The 26,689-nt window shown below is 48.7% G+C and carries 28 protein-coding genes and 1 pseudogene; 12 read left to right on the top strand and 17 right to left on the bottom strand.

All coding sequences use genetic code 11. The features are described 5' to 3' along the window. Positions 1–151: 151 nt before the first annotated feature. A complete protein-coding gene (locus tag IT781_RS04235; protein WP_194968890.1) occupies positions 152–712 on the bottom strand; it encodes a MarR family winged helix-turn-helix transcriptional regulator in 561 nt (186 codons plus the stop codon). Between the two features lie 269 nt (positions 713–981). On the opposite strand from IT781_RS04235, the gene IT781_RS04240 reads away from it, so the two are divergent. Then, positions 982–1,245, top strand: a complete 264-nt coding sequence (locus IT781_RS04240; protein WP_194968891.1) for a DUF2024 family protein — start codon at positions 982–984, stop codon at positions 1,243–1,245. A 52-nt stretch (positions 1,246–1,297) separates the two neighbouring features. On the opposite strand, the gene IT781_RS04245 is transcribed toward IT781_RS04240, so the two are convergent. Further along, positions 1,298–2,041, bottom strand: a complete 744-nt coding sequence (locus tag IT781_RS04245; protein ID WP_194968892.1) for a slipin family protein — start codon at positions 2,039–2,041, stop codon at positions 1,298–1,300. Beyond that, on the bottom strand, positions 2,041–3,420 hold the full coding sequence (locus tag IT781_RS04250; RefSeq protein WP_194968893.1) for a nodulation protein NfeD: 1,380 nt from the start codon (positions 3,418–3,420) through the stop codon (positions 2,041–2,043). The genes IT781_RS04245 and IT781_RS04250 overlap by 1 nt, the downstream gene beginning before the upstream one ends. A 190-nt stretch (positions 3,421–3,610) precedes the next feature. Between IT781_RS04250 and IT781_RS04255 the strand changes: the two genes are divergently transcribed. From IT781_RS04255 to IT781_RS04300, 10 genes are all read left to right on the top strand, one after another. Next, positions 3,611–4,363, top strand: coding sequence for an endonuclease/exonuclease/phosphatase family protein (locus IT781_RS04255; protein ID WP_194968894.1), 753 nt, complete (start codon positions 3,611–3,613; stop codon positions 4,361–4,363). 2 nt (positions 4,364–4,365) lie between these two features. Continuing rightward, positions 4,366–4,977 (top strand): CDP-alcohol phosphatidyltransferase family protein, encoded by a 612-nt coding sequence (locus tag IT781_RS04260; protein WP_228778911.1) that lies wholly within the window; start codon positions 4,366–4,368, stop codon positions 4,975–4,977. Then, positions 4,974–5,174 (top strand): DUF1289 domain-containing protein, encoded by a 201-nt coding sequence (locus IT781_RS04265; protein ID WP_194968896.1) that lies wholly within the window; start codon positions 4,974–4,976, stop codon positions 5,172–5,174. Before IT781_RS04260 ends, IT781_RS04265 begins: the two co-directional genes overlap by 4 nt. A gap of 63 nt (positions 5,175–5,237) precedes the next feature. Continuing rightward, positions 5,238–5,636 carry a 4a-hydroxytetrahydrobiopterin dehydratase gene (locus IT781_RS04270; RefSeq protein ID WP_194968897.1) on the top strand — a complete coding sequence of 133 codons (399 nt, stop codon included), beginning with the start codon at positions 5,238–5,240 and terminating at the stop codon, positions 5,634–5,636. A gap of 70 nt (positions 5,637–5,706) precedes the next feature. Beyond that, on the top strand, positions 5,707–6,306 hold the full coding sequence (locus IT781_RS04275; protein ID WP_194968898.1) for an MBL fold metallo-hydrolase: 600 nt from the start codon (positions 5,707–5,709) through the stop codon (positions 6,304–6,306). Between the two features lie 120 nt (positions 6,307–6,426). After that, a complete protein-coding gene (locus IT781_RS04280; protein WP_194968899.1) occupies positions 6,427–8,838 on the top strand; it encodes a fatty acid cis/trans isomerase in 2,412 nt (803 codons plus the stop codon). Between the two features lie 124 nt (positions 8,839–8,962). After that, on the top strand, positions 8,963–9,292 hold the full coding sequence (locus tag IT781_RS04285) for a hypothetical protein (RefSeq protein ID WP_194968900.1): 330 nt from the start codon (positions 8,963–8,965) through the stop codon (positions 9,290–9,292). Positions 9,293–9,603: 311 nt separating this feature from the next. Continuing rightward, entirely contained in the window at positions 9,604–11,526 is a 1,923-nt protein-coding gene (locus tag IT781_RS04290; protein WP_194968901.1) for a PrkA family serine protein kinase, read from the top strand. A 17-nt stretch (positions 11,527–11,543) separates the two neighbouring features. Then, complete coding sequence (locus tag IT781_RS04295) at positions 11,544–12,806, top strand: YeaH/YhbH family protein (RefSeq protein WP_194968902.1); 1,263 nt, start codon at positions 11,544–11,546, stop codon at positions 12,804–12,806. After that, a complete protein-coding gene (locus IT781_RS04300; RefSeq protein ID WP_194968903.1) occupies positions 12,803–14,296 on the top strand; it encodes a SpoVR family protein in 1,494 nt (497 codons plus the stop codon). Before IT781_RS04295 ends, IT781_RS04300 begins: the two co-directional genes overlap by 4 nt. Before the next feature lie 181 nt (positions 14,297–14,477). Here IT781_RS04300 and IT781_RS04305 read toward each other — a convergent pair whose 3' ends face one another. The 8 genes from IT781_RS04305 to IT781_RS04340 all read right to left on the bottom strand — a co-directional run bounded on the left by IT781_RS04305 (position 14,478) and on the right by IT781_RS04340 (position 21,900). Beyond that, positions 14,478–15,722, bottom strand: coding sequence for a hypothetical protein (locus IT781_RS04305; RefSeq protein WP_194968904.1), 1,245 nt, complete (start codon positions 15,720–15,722; stop codon positions 14,478–14,480). Positions 15,723–15,733: 11 nt separating this feature from the next. Next, the gene (locus IT781_RS04310) at positions 15,734–16,342 is read right to left on the bottom strand and encodes a C39 family peptidase (protein ID WP_228778912.1); all 609 of its coding nucleotides are present in this window, start codon (positions 16,340–16,342) and stop codon (positions 15,734–15,736) included. Between the two features lie 624 nt (positions 16,343–16,966). Continuing rightward, positions 16,967–17,278: a hypothetical protein gene (locus IT781_RS04315; protein WP_370526927.1), complete on the bottom strand. Its 312-nt coding sequence runs from the start codon at positions 17,276–17,278 to the stop codon at positions 16,967–16,969. A 59-nt stretch (positions 17,279–17,337) separates the two neighbouring features. Further along, on the bottom strand, positions 17,338–18,657 hold the full coding sequence (locus IT781_RS04320) for a sulfite oxidase (RefSeq protein WP_194968905.1): 1,320 nt from the start codon (positions 18,655–18,657) through the stop codon (positions 17,338–17,340). 124 nt (positions 18,658–18,781) lie between these two features. Beyond that, the gene (locus IT781_RS04325; protein ID WP_194968906.1) at positions 18,782–20,464 is read right to left on the bottom strand and encodes an AarF/ABC1/UbiB kinase family protein; all 1,683 of its coding nucleotides are present in this window, start codon (positions 20,462–20,464) and stop codon (positions 18,782–18,784) included. A gap of 14 nt (positions 20,465–20,478) precedes the next feature. Beyond that, a complete protein-coding gene (locus IT781_RS04330) occupies positions 20,479–21,114 on the bottom strand; it encodes a DUF6781 family protein (protein ID WP_194968907.1) in 636 nt (211 codons plus the stop codon). Positions 21,115–21,243: 129 nt separating this feature from the next. Further along, positions 21,244–21,450: a DUF6494 family protein gene (locus tag IT781_RS04335; protein WP_194968908.1), complete on the bottom strand. Its 207-nt coding sequence runs from the start codon at positions 21,448–21,450 to the stop codon at positions 21,244–21,246. 66 nt (positions 21,451–21,516) lie between these two features. Then, positions 21,517–21,900, bottom strand: coding sequence for a 4a-hydroxytetrahydrobiopterin dehydratase (locus IT781_RS04340; protein ID WP_194968909.1), 384 nt, complete (start codon positions 21,898–21,900; stop codon positions 21,517–21,519). A 421-nt stretch (positions 21,901–22,321) separates the two neighbouring features. On the opposite strand from IT781_RS04340, the gene IT781_RS04345 reads away from it, so the two are divergent. Next, complete coding sequence (locus IT781_RS04345) at positions 22,322–22,483, top strand: hypothetical protein (RefSeq protein ID WP_194968910.1); 162 nt, start codon at positions 22,322–22,324, stop codon at positions 22,481–22,483. A 79-nt stretch (positions 22,484–22,562) separates the two neighbouring features. On the opposite strand, the gene IT781_RS04350 is transcribed toward IT781_RS04345, so the two are convergent. The 6 genes and pseudogenes from IT781_RS04350 to IT781_RS04375 all read right to left on the bottom strand — a co-directional run. Next, a complete protein-coding gene (locus tag IT781_RS04350; protein WP_194968911.1) occupies positions 22,563–23,189 on the bottom strand; it encodes a hypothetical protein in 627 nt (208 codons plus the stop codon). 125 nt (positions 23,190–23,314) lie between these two features. After that, entirely contained in the window at positions 23,315–24,175 is an 861-nt protein-coding gene (locus IT781_RS04355) for a pirin family protein (RefSeq protein ID WP_194968912.1), read from the bottom strand. 113 nt (positions 24,176–24,288) lie between these two features. Beyond that, on the bottom strand, positions 24,289–25,044 hold the full coding sequence (locus IT781_RS04360) for a DUF2182 domain-containing protein (RefSeq protein WP_228778913.1): 756 nt from the start codon (positions 25,042–25,044) through the stop codon (positions 24,289–24,291). Positions 25,045–25,048: 4 nt separating this feature from the next. Further along, positions 25,049–25,657, bottom strand: coding sequence for a DUF1326 domain-containing protein (locus IT781_RS04365; protein WP_194968914.1), 609 nt, complete (start codon positions 25,655–25,657; stop codon positions 25,049–25,051). Positions 25,658–25,666: 9 nt separating this feature from the next. Next, a complete protein-coding gene (locus tag IT781_RS04370; RefSeq protein ID WP_194968924.1) occupies positions 25,667–26,401 on the bottom strand; it encodes an SDR family NAD(P)-dependent oxidoreductase in 735 nt (244 codons plus the stop codon). After that, positions 26,398–26,689, bottom strand: a pseudogene (locus tag IT781_RS04375) (carbonic anhydrase); the annotation flags it as partial. The gene IT781_RS04370 and the pseudogene IT781_RS04375, both read right to left, overlap by 4 nt.

Below are 26,689 nucleotides of genomic sequence, written 5' to 3' on the forward strand. Positions count from 1 at the left end.
TAGGCGCTCTAGGCGAAGTCGCCCCACAGGCTTGCGTAAGTCCTGAAACAGTAAAAATTAGCAGCAGGAGCAGCCCTATCAAAAATTCAATTCCCCAACATCCTGCACTAACAGAACATGGCGGGGCTACAGCACTCAACTCCCTCACAGCTTATAAAACAGTATGCTCCTGGCAGATTTTTTCACTATCGCTTTGGCTTAGCGGTCCTTTGGTTAAATCGCACCTATAACCTCCCGGAGTTTCCGTAAAATATTTACAGGTCTTGCACAGACCAAAGGACTGCGATTTATTGGCTTTTTGCAACGCCGAGAGCGCTTTAACAAAAACCTCCTCATGAATATTGAAATCAATCTCTCTCAAAATTGATGAAGCCTGATTGAATAATTCCGAAGGCCTGGCTTGTTTCAGGGTAGCTTCGCCATCGGGCAAAAGGCCAAGATGCACCATGCGCCGGTCATCGGCATCAGGCGTCTTTTTTATAAAGCCTTTTTTCACCAGCAATAGCAGTGTTTGCGAAACAGTCCCCCGGGTCATACCCAGATAATTGGTTACAGCGGCCGGCGTATCGCTGTAACGGTTGCAGCGCGATAAATAGTCCAGCACTTGTAAATGCACCGGCTGAAGGCCTAATTCCGTACATTTTTTACGCTCTTCCGAACGGATCAGCGCGGCCATCCGTTCGATCAGCTCAAATACATCAACTTTTTCCATAGAACCTATATAAACATTCGTTAATTAAGTTGACAACGGAAGATATCTTAACATATTCTTGCTCCCGTATCGAATCGATACCATAATAAATTTGAGTAGAATATCTCCCAGAGTCTTTGCCATCCGATATAAAAGTCATTGGTTGTGTGCCGCCAGGCAACATGAATACTGGCTTTCGGGAGTTTCAATTCATCAGGAAAATCATAATATCCTATTTAGTAGTTATTGTTCCGGCGGCTATGCCGCCGGTTTTTTACAGGACTTAAGTTATGCCTATCTCTCATGTATTCGACACTTATGCAAAAACAGCCAAAGGCAGGATTATGCACTTTGATGTGGTTCTTGATGAGAAAGACCAGGAAAAAGCGCTGAATTATGCCAAAGAATGGCTGCAAAGCATAGGCCACGAAGACGCGATCGTCACGCAGGAGAATTGTTGTTTTTGCCACAGCGCGGAAGCCCCTGGCGACTTAAGACAGCAAATCGACACGCAAGGCTATGCAATTTATAAGCTGGAAGGCTGCCCAAGATAAAAATATCTGGCAGGGTTTTTAAGCTGTTGAAAGCATAAAGTCAGTTCTGACTCTACTGTTTCATAAGATTATTCACTATATCAAGCGGCAACGGAAAGACAATCGTCGATGATTTATCTCCGGCAATTTCAGTCAGGGTTTGCAAATATCTAAGCTGTATGGCTTGTGGTTGCTGAGCTAATATATTCGCCGCGGCCATCAGTTTTTCCGATGCCTGCATTTCACCTTCCGCATGAATGATTTTCGCCCGGCGGGTACGCTCGGCTTCGGCCTGTTTGGCTATCGCCCGGATCATGCTTTCATCAAGGTCGACATGCTTGATTTCCACATTGGCGACTTTAATGCCCCAGGCATCGGTCTGCTGATCCAAAATGGTTTGTATATCCATGTTCAGGCGGTCGCGTTGCGCCAGCATTTCATCCAGTTCGTGCTGGCCCAGTACGGAGCGCAGTGTCGTCTGGGCCAACTGGCTAGTCGCTTCAAGAAAATTCTCAACCTGGATAATGGCTTTATCCGGCTCGATTACCCTGAAATAGACTACGGCATTGACTTTTACGGAGACGTTGTCCAGAGAGATCACATCCTGGGAAGGCACGTCCATGACAATGGTACGTAAATCAACGCGTTCCATCTGTTGAATCAATGGGATCACGATAATCAATCCGGGACCTTTAACGCCATAAAAACGTCCGAGAAAGAAAATGACGCCGCGCTCATATTCCCGCAGGACTCTAAAAGCGCTGATTAAAATAGCTAAAAGAATGCTGATGAATATATACCAGAAGTATGCAAACATTACTCGGCCTCCTCTTTAACCGGGCTAATCAATAAAGTCAGGCCGTCCAGACCTGTTACTGTCACTCTCTGTTTCTTACTGACCGGACTGCCGCTACGGGCACGCCAGGTTTCACCATGAATACGAATCATGCCAAGGTCGGTAAAGTCCTCCAACGCCACGCCTGCCGCACCTATTAGCTGTTCCTTGCCACTTACAACGGGCGCCTGCCTGGATTTGAACAATAGCCCTAAGGCCAGAATAAAAAACGCGGCGCTGCTCAGGGCAACGGCGCCGATAATAGCCGGATTAATGCCGAATCCCGGCTGATCGGTATCGATAAGAATCACCGAGCCCACAACAAAAGCCAGCAATCCCCCAAAGCCAAGAATGCCGACGCCGGGCATGAAGGCTTCCGCCGCCATCAAAGCAATGCCCAGGAGGATTAGCGCCATGCCGGCATAATTGATCGGCAATAACTGAAAGGCGAACAATGCGAGCAATAAACAGATGCCGCCGATAGTGCCCGGCACGACGGAACCGGGAATGGAAAATTCGAAGATCAATCCGTAAATGCCGATCAGCATCAGCAGATAGGCAATATTGGGATTAGTAATAACGGACAGCAGTTCGCCGCGCCAGTCCAATCCTATTTTCTTTATCACGGCCCCGTCGGTCAGCAATATCCGCTCCTGACCCAGCACATTGATTTTGCGGCCATGCAATTGCTTTAATAAATCAGCCTGATCGGCTGCAACCAAATCTATAACCCGTTCAGCCAATGCTTCTTCAGCCGGGATGCTTGCTGCCGTGCGCACCGCCTGCTCGGCCCAATCGGCATTTCTGCCGCGCATCTGAGCCAGCCCCCGTATATAGGCAATGGCATCATTGACGGCCTTGGCAGTCATAGGATCCGATATGGCCGGCGCTTCTTTTTTAGCGCCCTTGGCATCCTTATCCTTCTTTTCATCCTCAGAACCACCCAAGCCCGGCATTTGCACTGGCGTGGCCGCCCCCAGGTTGGTGCCCGGCGCCATGGCCGCAACATGGCTGGCATAGAGAATATAAGTGCCGGCGCTGGCGGCACGGGCGCCGCCAGGCGCTACATAAGTGACGACTGGGACCGGTGAAGCTATGATTTTCTTGATGATGTCGCGCATGGAGGTATCCAGCCCGCCGGGCGTATCCATGCGAAATATTACACAAGCCGCGCCTTCTTCGGCGGCTTTATCGAGATGCCTACCGATATAGTCGCTGATGGCAGGCCCTATCGCGCCATTAATCTCAAGCTGAATGACAGTTTCCGCTTTATTTTGCCGCCTGTCGTCATCTGCTTCGGCTTGTACCGTGAAAGCCAAAACCACCAGGAAAACAAAAAAAGCCTGTCTCATCATAATCATTGGTTTTCTCTGCCTTTAGACGCCATATAACATCAATTCAATATTTTTTTGCGCGAGCCCCTCAGTATTAATGCCTTGGACAATAAAAGCAGCGTTAGTTCGAATATAACCGACTCCCATCAATACCGGCTTGATTTTTGGTTTTAATCAGGGTAAATGTTCAGATATTGTATTTAATTTTTAAGTTTGTATGACCAAAAACCAATTGCGTGTGATGACTTATAACATCCACAAAGGCTTCAATATCGGCAATCGACGTTTTGTTCTGCATCAGATACGCGACGCGCTGATTGACGCAGGCGCGGATTTGCTGTTCCTGCAGGAAACACAAGGCGCTCACAGCCTGCACAAGAAAAAGATATTGGACTGGCCTGACGCCTCACAATCGGAATTTTTAGCCCACGGCGGCTGGCCGTATTATGCCTATGGCAAAAACGCAATCTACAGCGAAGGCCATCACGGCAATGCCATTCTCAGCAAATATGATCTGGAATTCTGGGAGAATGTGAATGTTTCGCCCTATCCTTGGGCCAGCCGCAGTCTTTTGCACGGCGTAATTCGAGTTCCCGCGGCCAATAAAACCGTACATATTGTCTGCATTCATTTCGGCCTTATAGGCACTGAACGCCGGCGCCAGGTCGAAACTTTATGCAACCGCATAGACAGCCATATACCGCATGATGCGCCATTAGTCATAGCCGGTGACTTTAATGACTGGATGGGGCTGATCGAGCGGCATTTCCACGATCATCTGGAATTAAAAGAGGTGTTCCAGACTCTACATGGGCGTCATGCCCGAACTTTCCCGGCTTGGATGCCTTTTTTACCAATGGATAGAATTTATTACCGGGGGCTTGAGCCGGTCTCCTGTAGTCGGCTGGGGCAGCTGCCCTGGCGCATGCTGTCGGATCATGCCCCGCTCTCTGCCACCTTTCAGTTATGACTATGAATCTGAAGATCAATCCGGAATTATTGACTCTGCCCAATCTGCTGACCTGCTTTCGGTTCGCGGCCGCACCGGTGCTATTGTGGCTGGCTTGGCATGACTACAAGAACCCGTTTCTGATTTTATTGGCCGTATCCTTTCTTTCCGATGCACTGGACGGCATCGCCGCACGCCTGACCGGGCAAGTAACCCAGTTCGGCGCCACGCTCGACAGCTGGGCCGATGTCATCATTTATTTAGTCATCGCAATCAGCGCATGGTGGCTGTGGCCCGATGTGGTCAGCCGTGAGCTGATTTATGTGCTTCTGATTATCGGCAGCTACCTGCTGCCATCGATCGTAGGCATGATCAAATTCGGTTCCTTTACCAGTTATCATACATGGACGGTCAAATTAGCGGCGGCGGCAATGGCGTTGACGTTGTATGTGTTATTTTTGGGAGGTCCGGCCTGGCCATTCAGGCTTGCCGCCATTTTTTGCACGCTTGCCGCCGCTGAAGAAATTGCCATTACGCTGATACTTACCGAAAAACGCTCAAACATATCGTCTCTCTGGAGCGTTTTAAAACATTTGGCTCAACCCTCACAGAACACTAACCGGCACAGTAAATGAATTCCGCGCCAGAAAGCATCCCGTCGCCATGTATCCGGCAATGTTGCCTGAATAAAGCTGATATTTGTCTCGGTTGTTTTCGTTCGCTCGATGAAATCGTCAGTTGGACGAAAGTAGATGAGGAAACCCGGCATCAATTTTTTAAAAAAGCGGAGACGCGCCGGCAATTGCACAAACACAGCAATCATTTCCGATAATTCGCAACCAAATATAACGGCATCTTGTCATTATTGGTGGCATCAATAAAAAGAGGACTTCCAATGAATGAATTGGCGAAAAAAAAATGTGAAGCTTGCCGAACCGGTGCGCCCTTATTATCTCAAGAAGAGATCGATGAGCTTATGCCGCAACTGAAGGATTGGATATTAATCCAGACGGATGGCGTCCGGCATCTGTCCCGGACATTCCGATTCAGCGACTTTAAAGAAGCCCTATCCTTTACCAATAAAGTCGGCGCCTTGGCCGAGCAGGAAGGCCACCATCCCACGATTATAACGGAGTGGGGACAAGTAACAGTCTGCTGGTGCACCCGCAAAATCAAAGGTCTGCATCTTAATGATTTTATTATGGCCGCCAAAACTGATACGCTTACCCAATCTACAAATGAGGGCAACGCACTTAACAAATACCGGGAAGGCCTGGGTATTAACTTCTGGTGAACCATTGCCCTCACCGGACAGATAAGCCCCATCAACAACCGGAATCTTAGAGATCAATGAGAGCGCCATCATGAAACAGTTGCATCGAAAAGATTTGTTTGGCTGGTCTGTATTTGATCCGGAAAAAAATCTGGATTTCCACAGCGTGCTGTGGGTGCGCAATGGCGGCAATGTATTGATCGACCCCTTGCCCTTGTCCGAACATGATCACAGCCATCTGCAAAGACTTGGCGGCGTCAGCCTCATAGTCATCACCAATAGCGACCATTGCCGTGATGCCGAACATATTGCCAGTGAAACAGGCGCCCTGCTTTGTGGCCCTGCCGCCGAAGAGGACACTTTCCCGCTTTCTTGCCACCGCTGGCTTTACGATAATGAAGAAGTCGTTCCCGGTCTGGTAGCTTTTGAGCTCGAGGGCTCCAAAACACCGGGAGAGCTTGCCTTGGTCCTGGAGCATAGCACGTTGATAACAGGCGATTTAATTCGTTGCCACATCGGCGGTGAATTATGCATGTTGCCGGAAAACAAGCTGATGGATGTGAACGAAGCTATTCAATCGGTCAAACGTTTGGCTGATCTGCCAGGTATCAAAGCCGTATTGACCGGCGACGGCTGGCCGTTGTTTAATCATGGCGGTGAAGCGCTGCATCGCCTGGCGAGATCGCTCTAGTTATATCACGCCTGGCCTTTCCGGCAGACTGATACAGCCAGCCATAACAAGCGTTCCTGCGTGGAACCCAACTTAAACTTTATAAAAATAGCCCTGATAACGGAATTCAGTGACTTAATAATGATTAGAATCGTTGGCTCAAAGCTATACAGTCTTTTATTTTTTATCCTCGCAAGCTGCCTCGTCTTTGCTTATAACACGATAAATTTTGCAAGCACGAACAATCCGGCCGCCATCAAACCGCAAGCGTTTCGGCCTGTCGATCTTAACCGGCCATTTCGCCAGGTTTCCTACTCTAACGATGTCAAGCCCATCCTGGATTCGCGTTGTGTCGCCTGCCATTCCTGCTATGACTCCCCTTGCCAGCTGAAATTAAGCTCTTTTGAAGGTATAGACCGAGGCGCCAGCAAAAAGACCGTCTATGATCATGAGAGACTAATTGCGCAGGAGCCGTCCAGGCTGTACATCGATGAAACCACAACCGCCGGCTGGAGGTTGAAAGGCTTCTTTCCGGTTTTGAATGAACAATTTTCGTCACCTGAGGACAACCTGAACAACTCGCTGATCGCACGGCTGATACAGTTAAAGCGCTATAATCCCTTGCCATCGAACGGCAAATTGCCGAAATCCATAGAACTTGAGCTGGAGCGTTCCTTGCAATGCCCTACTCTTGACGAATTTGAAGACTACCAGCACGACCATCCGCTTTGGGGCATGCCCTACGGTTTGCCGCCGCTTACTCAAGATCAGGAAGATACGCTGTTAAGCTGGCTCAGAGATGGGGCTAAAGCCGATATTCACCCTTCGTTGTCGCCTGCCGCAACCGCTGAAATTGAAAAATGGGAACAGTTCCTTAACGCTCCATCACTGAAGCAGCAATTGGTCGCGCGCTATATTTATGAACATCTGTATATCGGCGATCTGCATTTCAAAGACCATCCGGCCAACGAATTTTATAAGCTGGTCCGCTCCAAAACGCCTTCGGGGCAAGCTGTCGAAGAGTTGAAAAGTATTCGTCCGTTCGACGCCCCCGGCATCGAACGGTTTTATTATCGGCTACGCCCTGTTACCTCCACCATCGTCGATAAAAACCATTTTGTTTATGAATTAAGCGACAGCAAAATGCAGCGCTTGCAGGAACTGTTTCTCAAGCCTGAGTACACGGTCACTCAGCTGCCCGGCTATGACCCGCAGTCGGCCGCCAACCCGTTCAACACCTTCAGCCAGTTGCCGGCCATTTCACGCTATCAGTTCCTGCTCGACGATGCGCAATACTTCTTTTCAGGTTTCATTAAAGGGCCTGTCTGCCGGGGCCAGGCTGCGGTTAACGTTATCCGCGATCAGTTCTGGGTAGCCTTCATCAAGCCTCAAAATGACTTTATGCAGGAAAGCACCGAATTCCTGGCTGAAAACAATCACTACTTGCGCATGCCCGCTTCCGAAGGCGAAAAGATCGGTTTAATTTCATGGCTTGACGTTAACAGACTGCAACAGCAATATGTCGATAAAAAAGAAACTTTCATTCATAAAGCCCTGCTAAGGCATCACGATGTCGATTTCAATCTGATATGGGATGGCGACGGCCATAATGACAATGCGTTGTTAACGGTCTTTCGGCATTTTGACAATGCCACGGTGGTAAAAGGACTGGTGGGCAAGACGCCGCTGACGGCTTGGGTCGTCGATTATCCTTTATTCGAGCGCATCCATTACTTGCTCGTCGCCGGCTTTAACGTCTACGGCACGGCCGGACATCAAGTGACTACGCGCTTGTACATGGATTCATTGCGCATGGAAGCTGAAAATAATTTTCTCCGGTTCATTCCGGCGCAGCATCGAAAAGCGATGCGCGATTCCTGGTATCAAGGCGTCGATGCCAAGCTGTTCGGCTTTTTCGACAAGCCCTTGTATGGCATCGACAAGGAAACGGCTATCAGCTATCAGACCAGCGACTATAAAAAGGAATTTTTTGAAAGAGTCCAGCAACGTTTGGGGCTTGCGGGCGGAGAACCTGATTTGATCAATCGTTGCCCGAAAGAATCGTGCATGAGAGCGAACAGTTCTCCCGATCAGCAGCAGGCAGATGCCATGATGCGCCAATTGGCCGGTTTAAAAGGCTACCAAATCGAAGCCTTGCCTGAAGTGTCATTTCTGCGAATAAAAACGGCCGACCCTGACAAGGATCTCGTCTACACACTGATCCGAAATCAAAAACTATCGAACGTCTCGTTTATCTTTGCAGAAAGCCTGAGACGAGAGCCTGAACAGGATACACTGACCGTTGTGCCAGGATTTCTTGGCAGCTACCCCAATATGTTTTTGAGTGTGCCAATACGGCAGCTCCCGGAATTTATTGAGCACCTGAAACATACCCGAACTGAAGCCGAGAAAGAATTTTTTTACAATCGTTATGGCATTCGCCGCAATAATCCGGAAATATGGCTATATTATGACTGGTTCAATCAAAAATACTTGAAAGAACAGCCTGGGGCAGCCGGGCTATTTGATATGAACCGTTATGAAAACTTGTAATCTTAAAGAACCGACAAGCTGATCTTCCCTTATTCCTGGCGCTAGACGTGCCCGGATAAGTTGAACTTTCTAAAGTATCAGCCTGTCCTTGATGAAAAAATTGTTCAGTATAAGGCAATAGGAAATGAAAATAATTGACATGCGCCGGGGGGAACGGCGCTCGGCGGAAGAACGACGCAAAGCTGATAGACGCACCTGCCCTCATGAATTCGGTTCGCCGGAATGGGTAGAAAACATAAAGAAAAATCATCTGGCATGGCCAAAGACTGATCGACGAAAAGGAGAAAGGCGCAGCAATGAGGACCGGCGTGTGGAGGATCGTAGGCTGCAGGAACTTCCCGATCGAAGCCAGTATGAAAAGGAACACCCGTGGCTCGCGCTTGCTCCGGAGGAAAGAGAGTTGATTAAAGCCTTATATCTGGATGACGACGAACACCCGGATGACAAAAAATAGCCGCATTATTGAAGAAAAGTCCTTTCATCAAAAAAAACTTAAGCTATTCCGCTAAATCGGCTGTCTATTTAATGACTGGACTTTTTTTAGTTTTAAATGTAAACAAACCATTGTAAAAATTGAATTTTAACGATTTGTTTCTTGTATTAGATAACCGCTACCATGAATTTGCAGCATTTTTCATGACACAAGTTGAACCATAGCACTGCCCGTTCAGCTTTAATTAATAGTGCCGATGGAGATAATGCGTGAACACATGGTCTATATTGATGTCGTATTGATAAAACAGAACTAACCATGTGGGGGTTGTAATGAGCATATTTGAACGCTATACCTCAAAGTTTGAAGAATTGAAGGAAGAGGAATTAACGCTTCCGGAATATCTGGAACTCTGTAAAAAAGATCCGCTAACTTATGCCAGCCCTGCAGAACGCATGCTGGCGGCTATCGGCGAGCCGGAACTGCTCGATACGCATAATGATCCCCGGCTCAGCCGGATTTTTTCCAATAAAGTCATCAGGATTTATCCCGCATTCCGCGAGTTTTATGGCATGGAAGACGTCATCGAGCAAATCGTCTCGTTTTTCAGGCATGCGGCACAGGGCCTGGAAGAAAAGAAACAGATTCTTTATCTGCTCGGCCCGGTCGGCGGCGGTAAATCCTCACTGGCCGAACGGCTTAAATTGTTAATGGAAAAAACGCCTTTTTATGCGATTAAAGGCTCGCCTGTGTTCGAGTCGCCGTTAGGGCTGTTCAATATTGATGAAGATGGCGATATTCTTGAAAAAGATTACGGTATACCCAGACGCTATCTCAACACGATCATGTCCCCCTGGGCGACCAAACGCCTGTATGAATTTAATGGCGATATCCGCCAATTCAGAGTTGTGCGCATCCGCCCTTCCATCCTGAGGCAAATTGCCGTCACCAAAACAGAACCAGGCGATGAAAACAACCAGGATATTTCGTCACTGGTGGGCAAAGTCGACATTCGCAAACTGGAAAAATATTCACAGGACGATCCCGATGCCTACAGCTATTCCGGCGGTTTGTGCCGGGCCAACCAGGGCTTGCTTGAGTTTGTCGAAATGTTCAAGGCGCCCATCAAGGTTCTGCATCCGCTGCTGACAGCAACGCAGGAAGGCAATTACAAAGGTACCGAAGGTTTTCCGGCGATACCGTTCCAGGGCATTATTCTCGCGCACTCGAATGAATCGGAATGGCTGGCGTTCCGAAACAATAAAAACAATGAGGCTTTCCTCGATCGTATTTACATAGTCAAAGTGCCTTATTGCCTGCGCGTCTCGGAAGAAATAAAAATCTACGAAAAACTGCTGGAGAATAGTTCACTGCATAATGCGCCGTGCGCGCCCGGCACGTTGCAAATGATGGCGCAGTTTGCGGTGTTGTCCCGGCTGAAAGAGCCCGAAAACTCCAACATCTTCTCCAAGATGCGGGTCTACAACGGCGAGAATCTGAAAGATACCGATCCCCATGCCAAATCCTATCAGGAGTACCGCGATTATGCCGGCGTCGATGAGGGTATGACTGGCTTGTCCACGCGTTTTGCGTTCAAGATCTTATCCAAGGTGTTCAACTTCGATAATACCGAAGTCGCGGCCAACCCGGTTCATCTCTTGTATGTCATCGAACAACAGATCGAGCGTGAACAATTTCCGGCGGATACTGAAGAAAGGTATCTATCCTATCTTAAAGGCTACCTGACGCAGAAATATATAGAGTTTATCGGCAAGGAAATTCAAACCGCCTATCTGCAGTCGTATTCGGAATACGGGCAAAACATCTTCGACCGGTATGTAACCTATGCCGACTACTGGATACAGGATACCAACTACCGCGATCCCGATACCGGCGAGATGTTCGATCGAAGCGCCTTGAATGACGAGTTGGAAAAAATTGAGAAACCTGCTGGCATCAGTAATCCCAAAGATTTCCGCAATGAAATTGTGAACTTTGTCCTGCGGGCGCGTGCCAAACATGGAGGCAAAAACCCGGCCTGGACCAGCTACGAGAAGTTGCGTACAGTGATTGAAAAGAAAATGTTTTCGACCACTGAAGATCTGCTGCCGGTAATTTCCTTCAATGCCAAGGCATCGCCTGAAGATCAGAAAAAACATGAAGAGTTTATTGATCGTATGGTTGAAAAAGGTTATACAGAGAAACAGGTACGATTGCTCAGCGAATGGTATTTAAGAGTACGTAAATCGTCTTAACGCTTGAGGAGAAATTTGTGACTCGAATTGTAGATAGACGCCTGAACGGAAAGAATAAGAGTGCCGTTAACCGGCAGAAATTTATTCGCCGTTTTCGCACCCAGATTAAAAAAGCGGTTGCCGACGCTGTAACCGAGCGTAGCGTGACCGATCTGGATAAGGGTGAGAAGGTTTCTATCCCTGCGCGAGACACCTCCGAACCTTTCTTCCACCACGGCCAGGGCGGCTATCGGGAAATCATCCATCCGGGCAATAAGGAATTCCGCAAAGGCGACAAAATTGAGCGCCCCGAAGGCGGAGCCGGACAAGGAGGCAGTCAAGCTTCTAATACCGGTGAAGGCTTGGATGATTTCGTCTTTGAGCTGACCCGTGAAGAATTCATGCAATTCTTCTTTGAAGATCTTGAACTGCCCAATCTGGTCAAGACCAAACTGGCAACCATCCAGGAAACCAAAAAAGTGCGGGCTGGCCATACCAGCGAAGGCAATCCGACCAATATCAATGTCATCCGTTCGTTGCGCGGCGCACTGGGCCGGCGCATCGCTTTGCGCGCGCCGCATCTGAACAGTATCGCAGAAGCCGAAGCTAAACTTGAGGATTTGCTCAAACGCCACAGCGAAACCGATGCGGTGGTTATTGCACTGCGCGAAGAGATCAAGCGGCTCAAGAAAAAAGTCGAGCAGATTCCCTTTATCGACACTTTTGACTTGCGCTATGACAACCGCATAGACAGGCCCAAACCGTCCACGCAAGCGGTTATGTTCTGCGTTATGGATGTCTCGGGCTCCATGGGGCCTGAGGAAAAGGACATGGCAAAACGATTCTTCATGCTGCTGTATCTATTTCTGACCCGCACTTATGAAAAAATCCAGGTTGTCTTTATTTCGCATCACACTGAAGCCAGCGAAGTGGATGAAGAAACCTTCTTTTATTCCAGGGAAACCGGCGGCACAGTAGTATCCAGCGCACTCAATCTGATGAGCAAGATCATTCAGGAGCGTTTCCCGACCTCCGAATGGAATATTTATGCGGCACAAGCCTCGGACGGGGATAACTGGGATAATGATTCAAAAGACTGCACAAAAATACTGTCCGAGCAGATCATGCCTTATATGCAGTATTACGCTTATATCGAGATCACCGAAGACAGGCATCAGAACCTCTGGCATGAATACCTGACTCTGAAAAGTCAATGGAGCAACTTTGCCATGCAACGTATTGCCGGGGTAGCCGATATTTATCCCGTATTCCGTAAACTTTTTGAAAAGCAAAGCGCATGAACAGAAAGCCACTATCAGAAACATCGGAATGGACATTTGAGCTGATAGAAAAATATCACGCGGAAATAGCCCGAATCGCCAATAACTTCGGTTTGGACACCTACCCTATTCAACTCGAAATCATTACCGCCGAACAAATGATGGATGCTTATGCCTCGGTCGGCATGCCCATCGGATACAGCCACTGGTCGTTCGGCAAGGAATTCGTCAAAAACGAGAAGCGCTATAAAAGAGGCCAGATGGGGCTGGCTTATGAAATTGTGATCAATTCCAATCCATGCATTGCTTATCTCATGGAAGAAAACAGCATGACCATGCAGGCATTGGTTATCGCGCATGCCGCTTATGGGCATAATTCCTTTTTCAAAAAGAACTATTTATTCAAGACCTGGACCAGTGCGGATTCCATTATCGACTACCTGCTGTTTGCCAAAAACTATATTGCGGACTGCGAGGAGCGTTATGGTGAAGAACAGGTTGAGGCCATCCTCGACTCTTGCCATGCCTTGAAAAACTTCGGCGTAGACCGATACAAACGCCCATCCAGATTATCCTTGCAGGAAGAACAGGCCCGTCAGAGAGAGCGCGAAGCCTACCTGCAATCTCAGATTAACGAATTATGGCGCACCATACCCGCCAGGGAAATGCCGCGCCATGACGCTGAAGAAGTACGGTTCCCCGAAGAGCCCCAGGAAAATATCCTTTACTTCATCGAGAAAAATGCGCCGTTCCTGGAGCCCTGGCAGCGTGAAATCATTCGCATCGTACGCAAAATTTCCCAGTATTTTTATCCGCAGCGACAGACCCAGGTGATGAATGAAGGCTGGGCCACTTTTTGGCATTATACGATTCTGAATCAGCTTTATGATGAAGGGTTGGTAACGGATGGTTTCATGATTGAATTTTTGCAATCGCATACCAATGTGGTTTATCAGCCGCCCTTCGACAGCAAGTACTACTCGGGCATTAATCCCTACGCGCTGGGTTTTGCCATGATGAGCGATATCCGCAGAATCTGTGAGAACCCGACGCCTGAAGACAAACACTGGTTTCCGGAAATGGCCGGCAGCGACTGGAATAAAACGCTGCATTTCGCCATGCAGAATTTCAAAGATGAGAGCTTTATCAGCCAGTATCTATCGCCCAAGGTTATTCGCGACCTTAAACTGTTCTCTATTATGGATGACTATAGGGAAAGAGAAATCGAGGTGACTTCCATTCATGATGAACAAGGTTATCAATATATTCGCCAGGCATTGTCGGAACAATACAACCTGGGCAGTAACGAACCCAACATCCAGGTCTATCATGTCGATCGTAAGGGCGATCGTTCGCTGACTTTACGTCATACTCAATACCACCGTATGCCGCTGGCCCAAAGCGCAAATGAAGTGCTAAAGCATGTCGCCAGGCTCTGGGGATTCGATGCCCGGCTTGAAACACTTGCTGAGGATGGTTCGGTACTTGCCACCTTTGAATGCAATCTTTAGTTTTAGCTCCATCCCGCATCAACTTTGGCCAGCCAATGCAATAACCACTGGCTCTACATGTATTTTTAAACGCTTTGTTGCCGCGATGACTCGATCAATCATCAGGATGTGTTTAGAAAGGGCTTGGGCGCGTACTGCTGCGGCCTGAAAGCCCTTGTGATTTTTATGGAAAACTTACGCTCTAAATTTTTGATCTAGGTACATCAAACCTGATCGGAATAGTTACGTTGAGAAAATAATCGGGTGATTCCTCTGTCAACCCAACACCACCCAATACAGAGAAAAACAGGTTGCGGCCAATGGTTGATGAAGCGCCTGCAGTAAAGGCGCTTACAACGCCATCGCTGCCTGGTATTTTAATATTGTTAAGCTTGGTTTCCTGAAGAAATGCCTGCTGCAAACCGATATTTAAAGATGTCTGTGGACTGGCTGCCAAAATTGCGTTGACAGCAAATTCAACTTGATCGCCCGGCTCTATGCCTTCTGCCTTTAAAGATGTTTTGTAAGCTACTCTTCCGGTGAACGCCAATGGATCTTGGCGTTTTAGGAATGTCAGTGATCCGATGAAATCATTAAATCCGATTCCCGTAAGAATATTATTGTCTTCAATACTGCCAGTCGCCGAATCCCATGTAATTCGACCTATCACATCCGGAAGCCAATCCGTTTCATGCATTAAAGTTTTGGCTAGGCCGACACTGACATCACCGAAAGTTGAAGCGCTCTCTTTCATATTGCTAGGGAACAATCCCGGCGCTGAGAAAGTCGCATCTTCATTAATAAACCGGCCAGGAACACGCACCTCAAGCTGAGATTCAAAAGGCAAGCCAACCAAGATATTTGCACCCGCATCGATTTCATCCCGGCGGATACGTTGATTTGCTGTTACAGGCCCTATAGGAGACCTAATTAAAAGAGGCGTATCATCTTCTCTTCGTGTATAGGTAGCAAATGGCTGAATTTCCGCCTGACCAAAGGGTAACAGCAAAGCGCCGGTTTGAACCAATGTTCGTTCCAATGCACGTTGAGCTGCATCTTCATCAATTTCAAAACTACCGGGTGCCGCACTGGCTTGTTGTGTCTTGACCGGAGCTTTTTGAACTTGCGCCTGATTTGCAGGCGACTTTGCCAGTGTGGCGGCAGGACCGCTGGCGACAGCAGGCCGATTGGCCTCAGGGGCTGCGGCGCGCTGTTCCAAAAGTTGCACTCTACGCTGAAGATCAGCGATTACTTGATCCCGTTCAGCGATTTTTTGTATAAGTTGATCCTGCAGGCTAGAGTCCGATGTTTTATCTGCCGCATACCCCCAACTCGATACCAGCATCCCTGTGCCGATCATCAAGATAAGCCCTGGTGAAATTCTCCAGGGTTGTTGAATGGAGCGTTCCGATGCTTTCATTCGATTATTATTATTTTTAGGGTCCATTATTTACCTAATTATCTTGTCATAACAAACTCGTGTGGCTGAGGCTGCAAGCGATTGGGCGGCTCAGCTCCATCAAGCCTAGTAACTACAAAACCGACCTTGCCTATTTTAGGAAAATCGATTCTCATCTTTTCAAACATATCAACAAGCATTGTCCGGTTACCCCATGCAGGATCGGCTAGCAGCACGCGGTTGTCCTGTATCCCACGAAAGATAACAAAATGGTTATAACCCATGACATTTATCGGAACAATGATTGGAGCCTTTTTAATGAGGTCATCGAGCGTGAGTTTACCATAACCGATCCCTTTATAACCATGACCATCCGCATAACGCTTAAGGTCCAGCAACGAGAAACCTTGTCGAATATTGACCAATATTGGATTCTTGATGTATTCATCTCTGTTCATAAGCTCTTTTGCAACCTCTTTTTCCGTTACAAAATCGCCATGCTGATAATTTAATAACGTTGTTAAAGCTGCAGCCCCACAGCTTAGGTCCCATTGTTGTATAACAACATTTTCGTGCCGCATTTCTATCAGCGACTTCACAGAGCGGGCTTCAGAAGCGCCTGAAAAGCTTCCTATCAGACACACCAACAATCCCAGTTTTTTAGCCATTAAACAATCCATATATGACAATGTGATTAATTTTTTAATGCGCTGGCTTATACCAGAGATACTATTTTTTTTAAGGGAAATGAGATTTGAATCAAAACGCTTCAGCATAAATATAAAGATCGAAACAGGAATAATCTTGGGAAAAATTGAATAATAAGCGCTTTTTTATAATTATATAAAAAGCATTTCCATATCTGGTTGAGTTATTTCCATTTTAGCTTTCGGATAGAGTTAGGAGAAATTGTTTTCTATACCCAATATTACGCAGTCAATTGGCTCATCCATTATAGGTAATTCAAGCTCGAATTTACCTGGAAAAATGGTTTGCAATACTTTAAATCCTATTATAAGGTGTAAATACCTACCTACCTAATTCATGGCTCCCACACCAAGAATGGAAACTATAAGTTATATAACACTAGCCAATATTTTCTTTCTTTATAACTGATGTTACGCCGTTGTAGGGTCGAATTCATTCGACCCAAAACGATTCCACTCCCTTCGTAGATTGACTGCCTTAACCCATGCCCTCCGAGACTCAAATACCATAATGTTTGCAGTAACACTACTATAGAACATAGATCGATTCGTGCGTAACGTCAGTTATGTAACTAAACCAGAGAACTATTGATCCCTGTTTAGCCAATACCATTCCTCGACAACCGGATTGGCACGGCGGCCTTGTTGTTCGGGGGGATAATTTGTTGCCAAATAAGTCAATATTTCCCGTTCTGTTTCCGCAGGCAGTTGACGTAATCCTTGGGTATTTTGCATCCAGCGGATCGTTTCCAGCCAACCCTGGCGGGTCGCTCTATTTTGAATGATCAGTTTTGCCGAATGACAAACGGTACATTCTGTTTTTACCGTTTCAAATCCCTGATCGATGATCAAGCCTGTTTCAGCATCTATGTTCTGTTGCGCCATCAACTGCGGCACAAAACATAACAGCAGGAAGCAAATTTTAGCCCTAATGAATAATCTCATGCCTCGCCTGCCTAAATCACTTTAACAGCAATGCGATGACAGGCATTATTCAGATAGCCTTTCGGGTTCCAGCCCGGTACAACTATGGGCTGCATTTGTCCCGCACTATCTGTCGCCCTGGCCCAGACCTCATAATAACCCGGCCCGGGAAAATTCAGTTCCGTCCGCCAATGCTGCCAGGCCAACCGGTTTTTAGGCGCTTGCAGACTGCTGCGCTGCCAAGTCATGCCGAAATCAATCGAAGTATCTACCGCCGATACGCTCAAGTCTCCGGCCCAGGCATGGCCTCGCAAAGGCAGTTTCTGGCCGGCCTTGATCATGGCGCCTGTTTTTGGATACGTGATCAGCGATTTGACCGGCATGGATTCGATAATGCACATATCCTTTTCCATAACCTTCTCCCCCGGCTCGACGGGATGGCATGGCAGTTTATAAGACAACCCGGTCATTTTCGCGCCATCATGGACTTTATTACGCACGACGATTTTACTGAGCCATTTTCCGGACGTGGAACCCGACCAGCCTCCGCAAACCAGCCTCAGCGGATGCCCGTTCATGACGGGCATATCCGCGCCATTCATGGCCCAGGCGATCAGCGTTTCATCTTCCAGCGCCTTGCTCATCGGCACGCCTCTCGATATCGGTTCAAGGCCGGATTTGCCGCTGATGTGGGTATCGCGCCCGTAATAGCCTATATAAACCGCATCATCCTTGATGCCTACCGATTCAAGCACATCCCGAAGACGCACGCCGGTCCATTCGGGGCAACCGACAGCACCGACCGTCCACTGACCTTCAGGGACCGGCGGATTAAACTCGCTTCTGCCATTACCGGCGCATTCGATCGTTAATTGATAGGTATAATGCTTGAATTTACGTTTCAAATCTTCAAGGCTGAACTGGGCGTGGGATTTGACGGATTCGCCTTCGATGCGCAGCATCCAGGCGGCTGGATCAATGTTTTCAGGAGGAATGCCGTTATTGCGGATGAATAACTTATCGGCCGGCGTGATTAAATCATCCAACAGATGAGCCGGCGTTTCCGCATTGACAGGCCTATCGTTTATCACGATCAGGCCGGGATGTTTGCCGGCAATGCGGAAAGGCTCATCGGTATCGGCGAAAGCGGCCGGTATCAGCCCACTTGGCATATAATCGGCAAAAGGGATATTGGCGCCTAATGCCGCACTCATAGCCCACAATCCGCTTTTCTTCAAGAACCCTCTTCGGGTAATGGGATGGACTTCCCTTCCCCAAATTAATTGATCAGCTTTTTCAGGATTCTCTTTATACAGTTCATGAATACCTTTCGAGACGTTATGATTTTTCATGACTGATCCTTCCAGCCTGCTAAACGAAGCTGAAGTTAATTCTTGGATATGGGCATTGTTACCCTTTCCCGAGTAAGGAAAAATAAGTCCCAATACCTATATCCTTTAAGCCAATGAGCAGGTATCAGCGTCTATGGTTGCTTTGCCAGATAGAAACCAGTACCCAGAAAAATCCCAGAGTCGCACATGTAAAGCCGAGAAACGCGAAGGCCTGAATACCGAATATATAAGGGCCTCTTTCTATCGTCGTGATAATGGAGGAGCCGATAATCAGCGCGGCGGTTATAATGCCCATGGTTAACCGGCTCATGGCATTATCGTTCTTATTGACGTAATAATCGAAATGTTTGATGTTGATATCGACCTGGAAAGAGCCTTTGCGCGAAGCATGCAGCAGTTTGCGCATATCTTTCGGCAAATTGGATACCATATCGGCAAAACTGACCAGATTCCGCCAGCCGCGTCTGGTGATGGCTTCCGGCCTGTAGCGGTCCATCATGATTTCCTGAAGATAGGGCGCCGCGAAAACCAGCGTATTGAACTCAGGATTAAGGTGTCTGCCGAGGCCGTCCAAAGTAATATAAGCCTTGATCAGCAGGGCCAGATCCGCCGGCAGAATCAAGTTATGGTCCCTTAGCAACGCCATCAGGTCGGTCATCATGTCCGTCAGACTCAGATCCTTGACCGCAAGCGAACTGTACTGATCGACAAACGCTTCTATCTCCACGGTAAGCGCCTGTTCATCCACCGTCGGATTGTCCGACCAGTCTTCAAGAATCTCAACCACCCTGGCAGGCGCATGGTTGACCATGCCGTACAATAAACTGACTACCTGCTCCCGGCGCTCTTCGGTCAAACGGCCGATCATGCCGAAATCGATGAAGGCCAGTTTATTGTCGCGCAGGTAAAACACATTGCCTGGATGCGGATCGGCATGAAAAAAGCCGTCTTCCATGATCATTTGCATGACGGCCTTCGCGCCGCGATCAGCCAGCAGTTTTCTGTCAAGTCCGTCTCTCTCCAGGGACTCCAGATCCCTGCCGGGTATGCCTTCAATGTATTCCTGGACATTCAGTCTCTCGCAGGTCCACTGCCAATAAACTTGGGGAATCCTGATATTCGGATCGTTGCTTAAATTGAGAGCGACCTGTTCCGAATTTCTGCCCTCGCTGGCAAGATCGAGTTCCCGGCGCAAGGACTGGTTGAACTGACGCAGGATATTTCGCGGATGAAAACGCCGAAGCTCCGGCTCTTCGGACTCGGCAATATCTACAATGCGTTGCAAAAGCCGCAAATCGGCTTCGATGATTTTGCGCAAACCGGGCCGGCGAACCTTTAAAATAACCGGGGTTCCATCCTTGAGAAGGGCTTTATGAACCTGTGCTATGGATGCGGCTGCCAGCGGTTGCCTGTCGACATAGGCAAAAGCCTCGTCAATGCCGCCTCCGATATCTTCTTCAATCTGTGGCAGCAATTCTTCAAATGGGATGGGAGGCGCCTGATCCTGAAGCTTCTCAAACTCTGCGATGTAAGCGGGTGGGAATACGTCGACACGGGTAGCCATAATCTGCCCCAGCTTGATATACGTGGGCCCCAAATCCTCGAGCACGCGTCTGACGCGTTGCGGCGTATCGAGCCTGACATATTCTTCCACATACTGCCAATGCAGCACTCTTCCGGCTTTCTCCAGCGCCTGCCCCATGCCCAGGACGCGCACAAAGCTGCCGAATCCATAACGTATCAGTATGGTTGCTATATCCTGAGCGCGGCCCAGATCCCTGGCAGCGCTTAACATTTGCCATAGCATGTATTACGCCGGCTTTATTTTTTGGCTTGCGATGAACGCAGGCTTTCAGCGATACCTGCCAAAATGCCGCCGCCAATCTCGGCTAATGCGGAAGTTGCCGCCATCGCGCTCGATATAAGCGAGCCTGTGCTGAACTTCGGCAAATCCTTCAGCGCGTCCATGGCGATGGAGGCCTGCTCGCCGACCGCCGTTCCGCTTTGTCGCGCGTGCGTCGTAAAATCATTGACGATGTCGGCAACAATTTGATTACTGTCTTTGGCAATTTTCTTCACCGTATCCAGAAACATCGTTTCCAGTTGCTGTATATCGTCAGCGGCCTTGTTAAAATCATAATGAGAATAGTCGCTAACCTTAGAAGCCGCTTCCTGAATAGCCAGTTTCGAGGCTTCCGCGGCTTTCGCCAAAGCATCATCCAAGGCCGAGACGGCCTGCGTGAAAGCCTCTCTGGAGTGTTCGCCCTGACTTCCTATGGCATCGCCAATACCTTTAGCGACAGCATCAGCCACTTTGGTAATATTATCCATATCCAGTTGCCGTGCCGTCAGCGCTTTCAGGGTAATATCCTTAACCCGCTGGTAAATATCGGAACCCGAATCGACCGCGTCGCGGACTGCCTCTTGTACATCTTCTTGCTGATTGAATTCAGTCATAGCCGTTCTCCAAACGCCTGTAAAATTAAAATACCCTTTTATTTTTTAGAAAGTGAAGACGCGCTAGGGTTCATAGTGATGTAAATACAACTCATGCAGGCTTCTATCCCTGCTCATCGGAAAAAACACCTACTCCAGTTCTATCCCGCCCTTGATATTGTAAGTCAGGTCTATGGCAGGAATATTAAGCGTCATCGAGACATCGAGCGTCTCTGATCCATCCAGTTTTCCGGCTTGAATTGCCTGGGCGACAGCATGCTCAATTTCCCGCTGCGATGACACGCCGACTTTCTTGAGATATTTCCTGATTTCCATATTAAAAGTATCTTCGTTCATTTCGACCTCCGTGGATCAAACTGCGAAATTATATACTTCGTTGACGGATTATCCTGCAAGCCGCGTTTAATCGTATTTAATATATTTGAATCGCGGATCGTCAGGCGTGCCTTGCAAAGCACCGCCTTCCTTGCCCGGCTGCCAACCTATCACTTCCTCGATTTTTCTGGCCAGTTCAAAATCCTTATTGGTAATACCTTTAGCTTCATGATTCATTAATTTAACGATCACAAAGGCATAGGAAACGCTGAGATCGGGATGATGAAAAGCTGCCTCGGCCAGATGCCCGATAGTATTCACAACCATCAACGTCGCTTTCCAGCCGCTGGTTTTGTATTTGCGGCGAATCCAGCCGTTTTCAAGATACCAATGCGGCAACTCTTCTTTCAGTCGCGCTTCTACTTCAGCATCGGAATAAGTTTCTTCTTGTTTGCGTTCTCTCCAACCCATGTCAGTCTCCTCTCTCTATTTGACTATCAACTGATATTACGCCGTTGTAGGGTCGAATTAATTCCACCCAGGACAACCGGGATATACAGGCAATGCGAATACCGTAAAGGGCACAAGTGAATTCGCATCTACACGGCATACTAAAACAGCACATAGTCGATTCATGCGTAACATCAGTTATCGATTTCAGGTTATAAACCAAAGTTAAAAAACAAACCAGCAATTAAATCCGGAGAACTATCGGGCCAAGCAAATCGCAGAATCCTTTGAGTGATTTTTATATATTTTCGTTGCATTAACAAAAACCTAGGTAATCGGCCCAATTGCACCATTTTGATCTATCAGAAACAATAGCGTCCGTTCAATGTTAACTTTAGCAAAAAACAAGTTAACTTCAGTTTAAGCAATAAAGGACGGCTTTATGTTTAATAATAAACTGATAAATTTCATCAACTTACTGATCAGCATCAGCACACTGATGCTGCATTTTCTGATCAAAGAACTATCTTCATCTTTAAAACGTACCAAAATTCGACCTCTTAACCGCCTGCCCTTGCCCGAGAAGCAGGATGAAGGCGTATAGAACAGGTCTTTTCCTGAGATAATCAGGCTGCCTGCCTGATACCGAGATTCCGATGAGGCTAAGAAGCAAATCTTAAGCCTCATTGACCTTCCGCCCCTCCCGGACCTTCCGTTTCCGGCTCAAGCTGACTGGCTCCGCAACCTTTCTGATAAAAAATAAGCGACGGCGGGAACGGAACAACATCTATATTTAATGTTGTTTCCTCTTGAAATGCATCAATGGGAACCGTCACAGCGCTCCGGAAATTTTTAGTCAGTTGTGTGGCCAGTTTCCGCTGCGCATCATCCTCTCCCAGAGAAAAAGGGTCTTCGGCGAGATTAGTAGCCTGAACAGCTTCATCCAAAGCATTGATCGAGAAGGTCTGTATTTTATTTTCGAAGTCAGCGAAGACTTTCGGACCTCTCTCGCGCTTGATACGTTCTATGTCGTCGGCATCTGCATAGACCAGGAACACGCCTTTAACGCCTTGAAAATCATTTTTGCAGATACCACCGTCCATGATTCTGACCAGTTTCAGGGTTTTATCATCTTTGACGATCGTAAGCGGCGGATTTTGGCCGGACATATCAACCGTGCTTTCAGGCACGGCTGGTGTTTCGGTGGTTGCAGGCGTCTCGCCCTCTTTCTCCTCTTTGACTTCTTTAGTTGCACATGCGGCCAGCATAATAAATAGCATACCTGTCAAAATTTTTACGCTTGCCTTCATTATTTCTCCTTTTGTTATTGTTAGAGGCGACGAGTAATCCGTCATATTATAATATTTAAGGAACATTTAAGATAAAGTATAGATGAGCTATTTAGTCAAATAGCTTTGATAAATTGCTTGGCTTTTTAGAGCGTTAACCTGCCGTCACGATAATCGCGAAAAGCCTGTTCAATTTCTTCATGCGTATTCATGACAAAAGGGCCGGATTGAACGACAGGCTCCCTGATCGGGCTGGCAGCCAATACTAAAAACCGGCAATCGTAACCGTGCGTCTTCAATTCAATATCGGTGCCCGGCGTCAGCAAGCCAAGTTGACCTTCTGTCAACGAATTGTCCGAATCGCCGACATTAAGATCACCCTCATAAACATAAATCAAGACAGTCTGCTGTTCACCCACAGGGATATGAATATCTTGGCCTTCAGCCAGCAGGACGTCGAAATAAAGCGGACGGGTGGCAACACCCGTTACCGGCCCTGTTACCTTTCCGGAGTCCGATATAAACTCTCCGGCGATCACTTTGACATAGGCGCCATCAGCAAGCGGCACGACCGGAATCATTTCAGCGCCGAATTCCTGGTAGTGCGGCGGTTTCATCTTTTCGCTGGCCGGCAGGTTAATCCATAACTGAAAGCCGTGCAGCCGGCCCTGTTCCTGCTCGGGCATTTCAGAATGGATAACGCCGTGAGCCGCTGTCATCCACTGTACAGAGCCGGGCTTCAAATGACCTTCATTACCCATGTGATCGCGATGGCGCATCGCACCTGCCAGCATATACGTGACCGTCTCAAAGCCCCGGTGCGGATGTTCGGGAAAGCCGCCGATATAATCGTCAGGATTATCGGTGCAAAATTCATCCAGCAGGATGAACGGATCGAGCAGATCCTGCCGTCTACGGCTTATGCAGCGCTTGAGCTTGACGCCGCTGCCGTCGGATGTGCCGAATGCGGTAATAGTATCTGCAAGTTTTCGCGTCTTTTCTGTCATGACATTGGCCTTTTCAGTCATTACCGGTCTGAGGGCAATTCTTCCAGGGATTGCCGCTGTTTACGCGTAGACTGTAGGCCTGAACTTTTGTTCCGGCAACCGGCTAGCCATGATCAGCTCTGGAATGTCCACAGCAAAGCGCCCCAGAGTATAAAAATGACGCCGCCCGCTTTACAGATAACGGCCGACTCGACGGGCAGCCATTTCTCGGCAATAACCAGCAGCGTAATCAGCGCCATGGCCGGCAGATTCATAACGCCGACGGCGAACATGACCAACATCTGTGCCCAGCAGCAACCCAGGCAGGCCGCCCCATGCCTGAGCCCCATGATCAGAGCGCCTGAAACGCCTTCGCGCCATTCATTCAACAGAAAGCCCATCGGGGACTTACAATGCGTCAGGCAAGCGTTTTTTATCGGCAGAAACTGGTAAATGCCGGCCAGGAACAAAACGCCGACCGCCAGTACAGTGCTTTGGTTGTCCATCATCGGCGACAGCCAGGACCAACCATGAAACTGCCATTGCAGCAGTGTCAGGACGCTGCTGAACAGAAACCAGATCATTAAATAGGCCAAAGTAAACAGATAACTGAGCCGATAGTGCTTTATCGTACGCTGCCGGCAAACACGATGAAAAGCCAGGATCATGGGAATAACGGACGGCAGCATCATGGCCGCCATCATGACCGCCCACATGCTGTAAACCAGCGCAAAGTCCGCAACGCGCCAGGCCGCCGTATCGGAGGGCGGCATCCACATCTGCGACATAGGCAGTGAGAGCATCTGCCAGTGCTGATAGAAGAGCCAGCCCCAGGCGACAAGAATCACCGCCAGTAAAGCCGCCAGAATAGGTATTTGGGCTTTAAACAAACTGCTAAGGTGTGTAGGTAAATGCCGAGAAATAGCCGTTGCGCTCGGAAAACGTCCAGTCCTTGTCATAATCCTGATAACGATAATGCTTTGACCGGCTGACAATGGACGGATGGCTCGTCACCACGCACAAAGGCGGATTGTTGATCGTTGCCGGGCCGCCGGATATGCCCGCGATGCTTTCAATCTCGGCCTGGGCGATGCCGGGAATGGTCAGCTGCCGGCTGACGCCCTGCCCCTGATAATCGATTTTCACTTTTTTGACGCCCAGCATCTCGCCGACAAAGCTGGTCAGAACAGCCGGATGACCGCCCCTCTGGCCGCTGAAAATCTGCACGATTGCATCGAACTGACTGTCGCTTGCGCGTTCATCGACATACAAAGCCGCCTGCCAGCCGCCGTCTATCATCAGTCCCGGCGCATAGCAGGCCAGCGCGACATTCAGTCCGTCCAGCGATTGCCCGTCCAGATGCCCCTGGTCGATATGCCAGGCCACCAGCAGCTTGCAATCGCCCTCGCTGGGCGGTTGCAGCCAGACACAGGGACAGGCCGTTTTACAGTTGCAGGTTTCAAAATAATCGCCTTGCAAGGACCAGTTTTTCGTTTGCGGCATAACACTCTCCTAAAACGGTTCTTTGAACGGGCGCAGATCCAGCTCGTGCGTCCATGCGCTCGGATGCTGCTCATGAACAGCCCAGTAAGTCTGAGCAATCGCTTCCAGCTGCAACAGCCCTTCCTTGCCCTTGGCCTTGACGTAATCCGGAAATTGCTGCCGGGCGCGGTCGCCGTCGATGACACCGTCGATGACGGCATGCACAACATGGATGCCCTGCGGCCCGAATTCCCGCGCCATGCCCTGAGCCAAGGCCCGTACACCGGCTTTGGCGCAGGCAAAAGCCGTAAACGGCGGCTTGGCCCGCAGTGAGGCCGTCGCGCCGGTAAAGAACAGCGTGCCCTGCTTTCTGTCCTTCATAGCATTCACGGCGGCTTTGCCGAACAGGAATGCGCCCAGGCAGTTCTGCTGCCAGAGCCTGGTAAAGGTTTCCTCATCGGTTTCCAGCAAAGGCGATGGGATATTGCTGTCTACATTGTAAGCAGCAATATCGATCTTAAACCCGCCCAACTGCGCCATCTTGAACAAATGCTCGACATCGCGTCCGACAGTGGCATCGGCAATGACGGGAGTAGCCGAGCCCCCCTTTTGCCGGATCGCGTCGGCAACGCGCTGCAGCTTATCCTCGCTGCGGCCGGCGATAAAAACGTGCAAGCCTTTTGTGGCGAAATACCTGGCGAGTGCCGCGCCGAGTCCTTGCTCGGGACCAACACCAATAATAACGGCTGAACATGGCTGCACTATTTTACTCTTCCCGCTTCGGTTGCCTCAGGCACTTCGATTAATTTCCCCGATTTCACGTCATAGATATAGCCGTAAACCGGAATATCGGACGGAACCAAAGGATGCGACTTAATGCGTATGACATCTTCGAGCACGCTTTGTGCCTGGTCTTTAATGGTCAGCCAGTCGATATACTTGCCTTCTGCCGAACCCGGACCTTCGCAGCAATCATGCCAGCCGTTCGCATCGATGGAGGCGGTTTTCAGGCTGCTGCTCAGCAGATCACGCATGATCTCGTCGTTAAACGTC

The organism is Methylobacter sp. BlB1 (genome assembly GCF_015476545.1).
Classification (GTDB): Bacteria; Pseudomonadota; Gammaproteobacteria; order Methylococcales; family Methylomonadaceae; genus Methylobacter.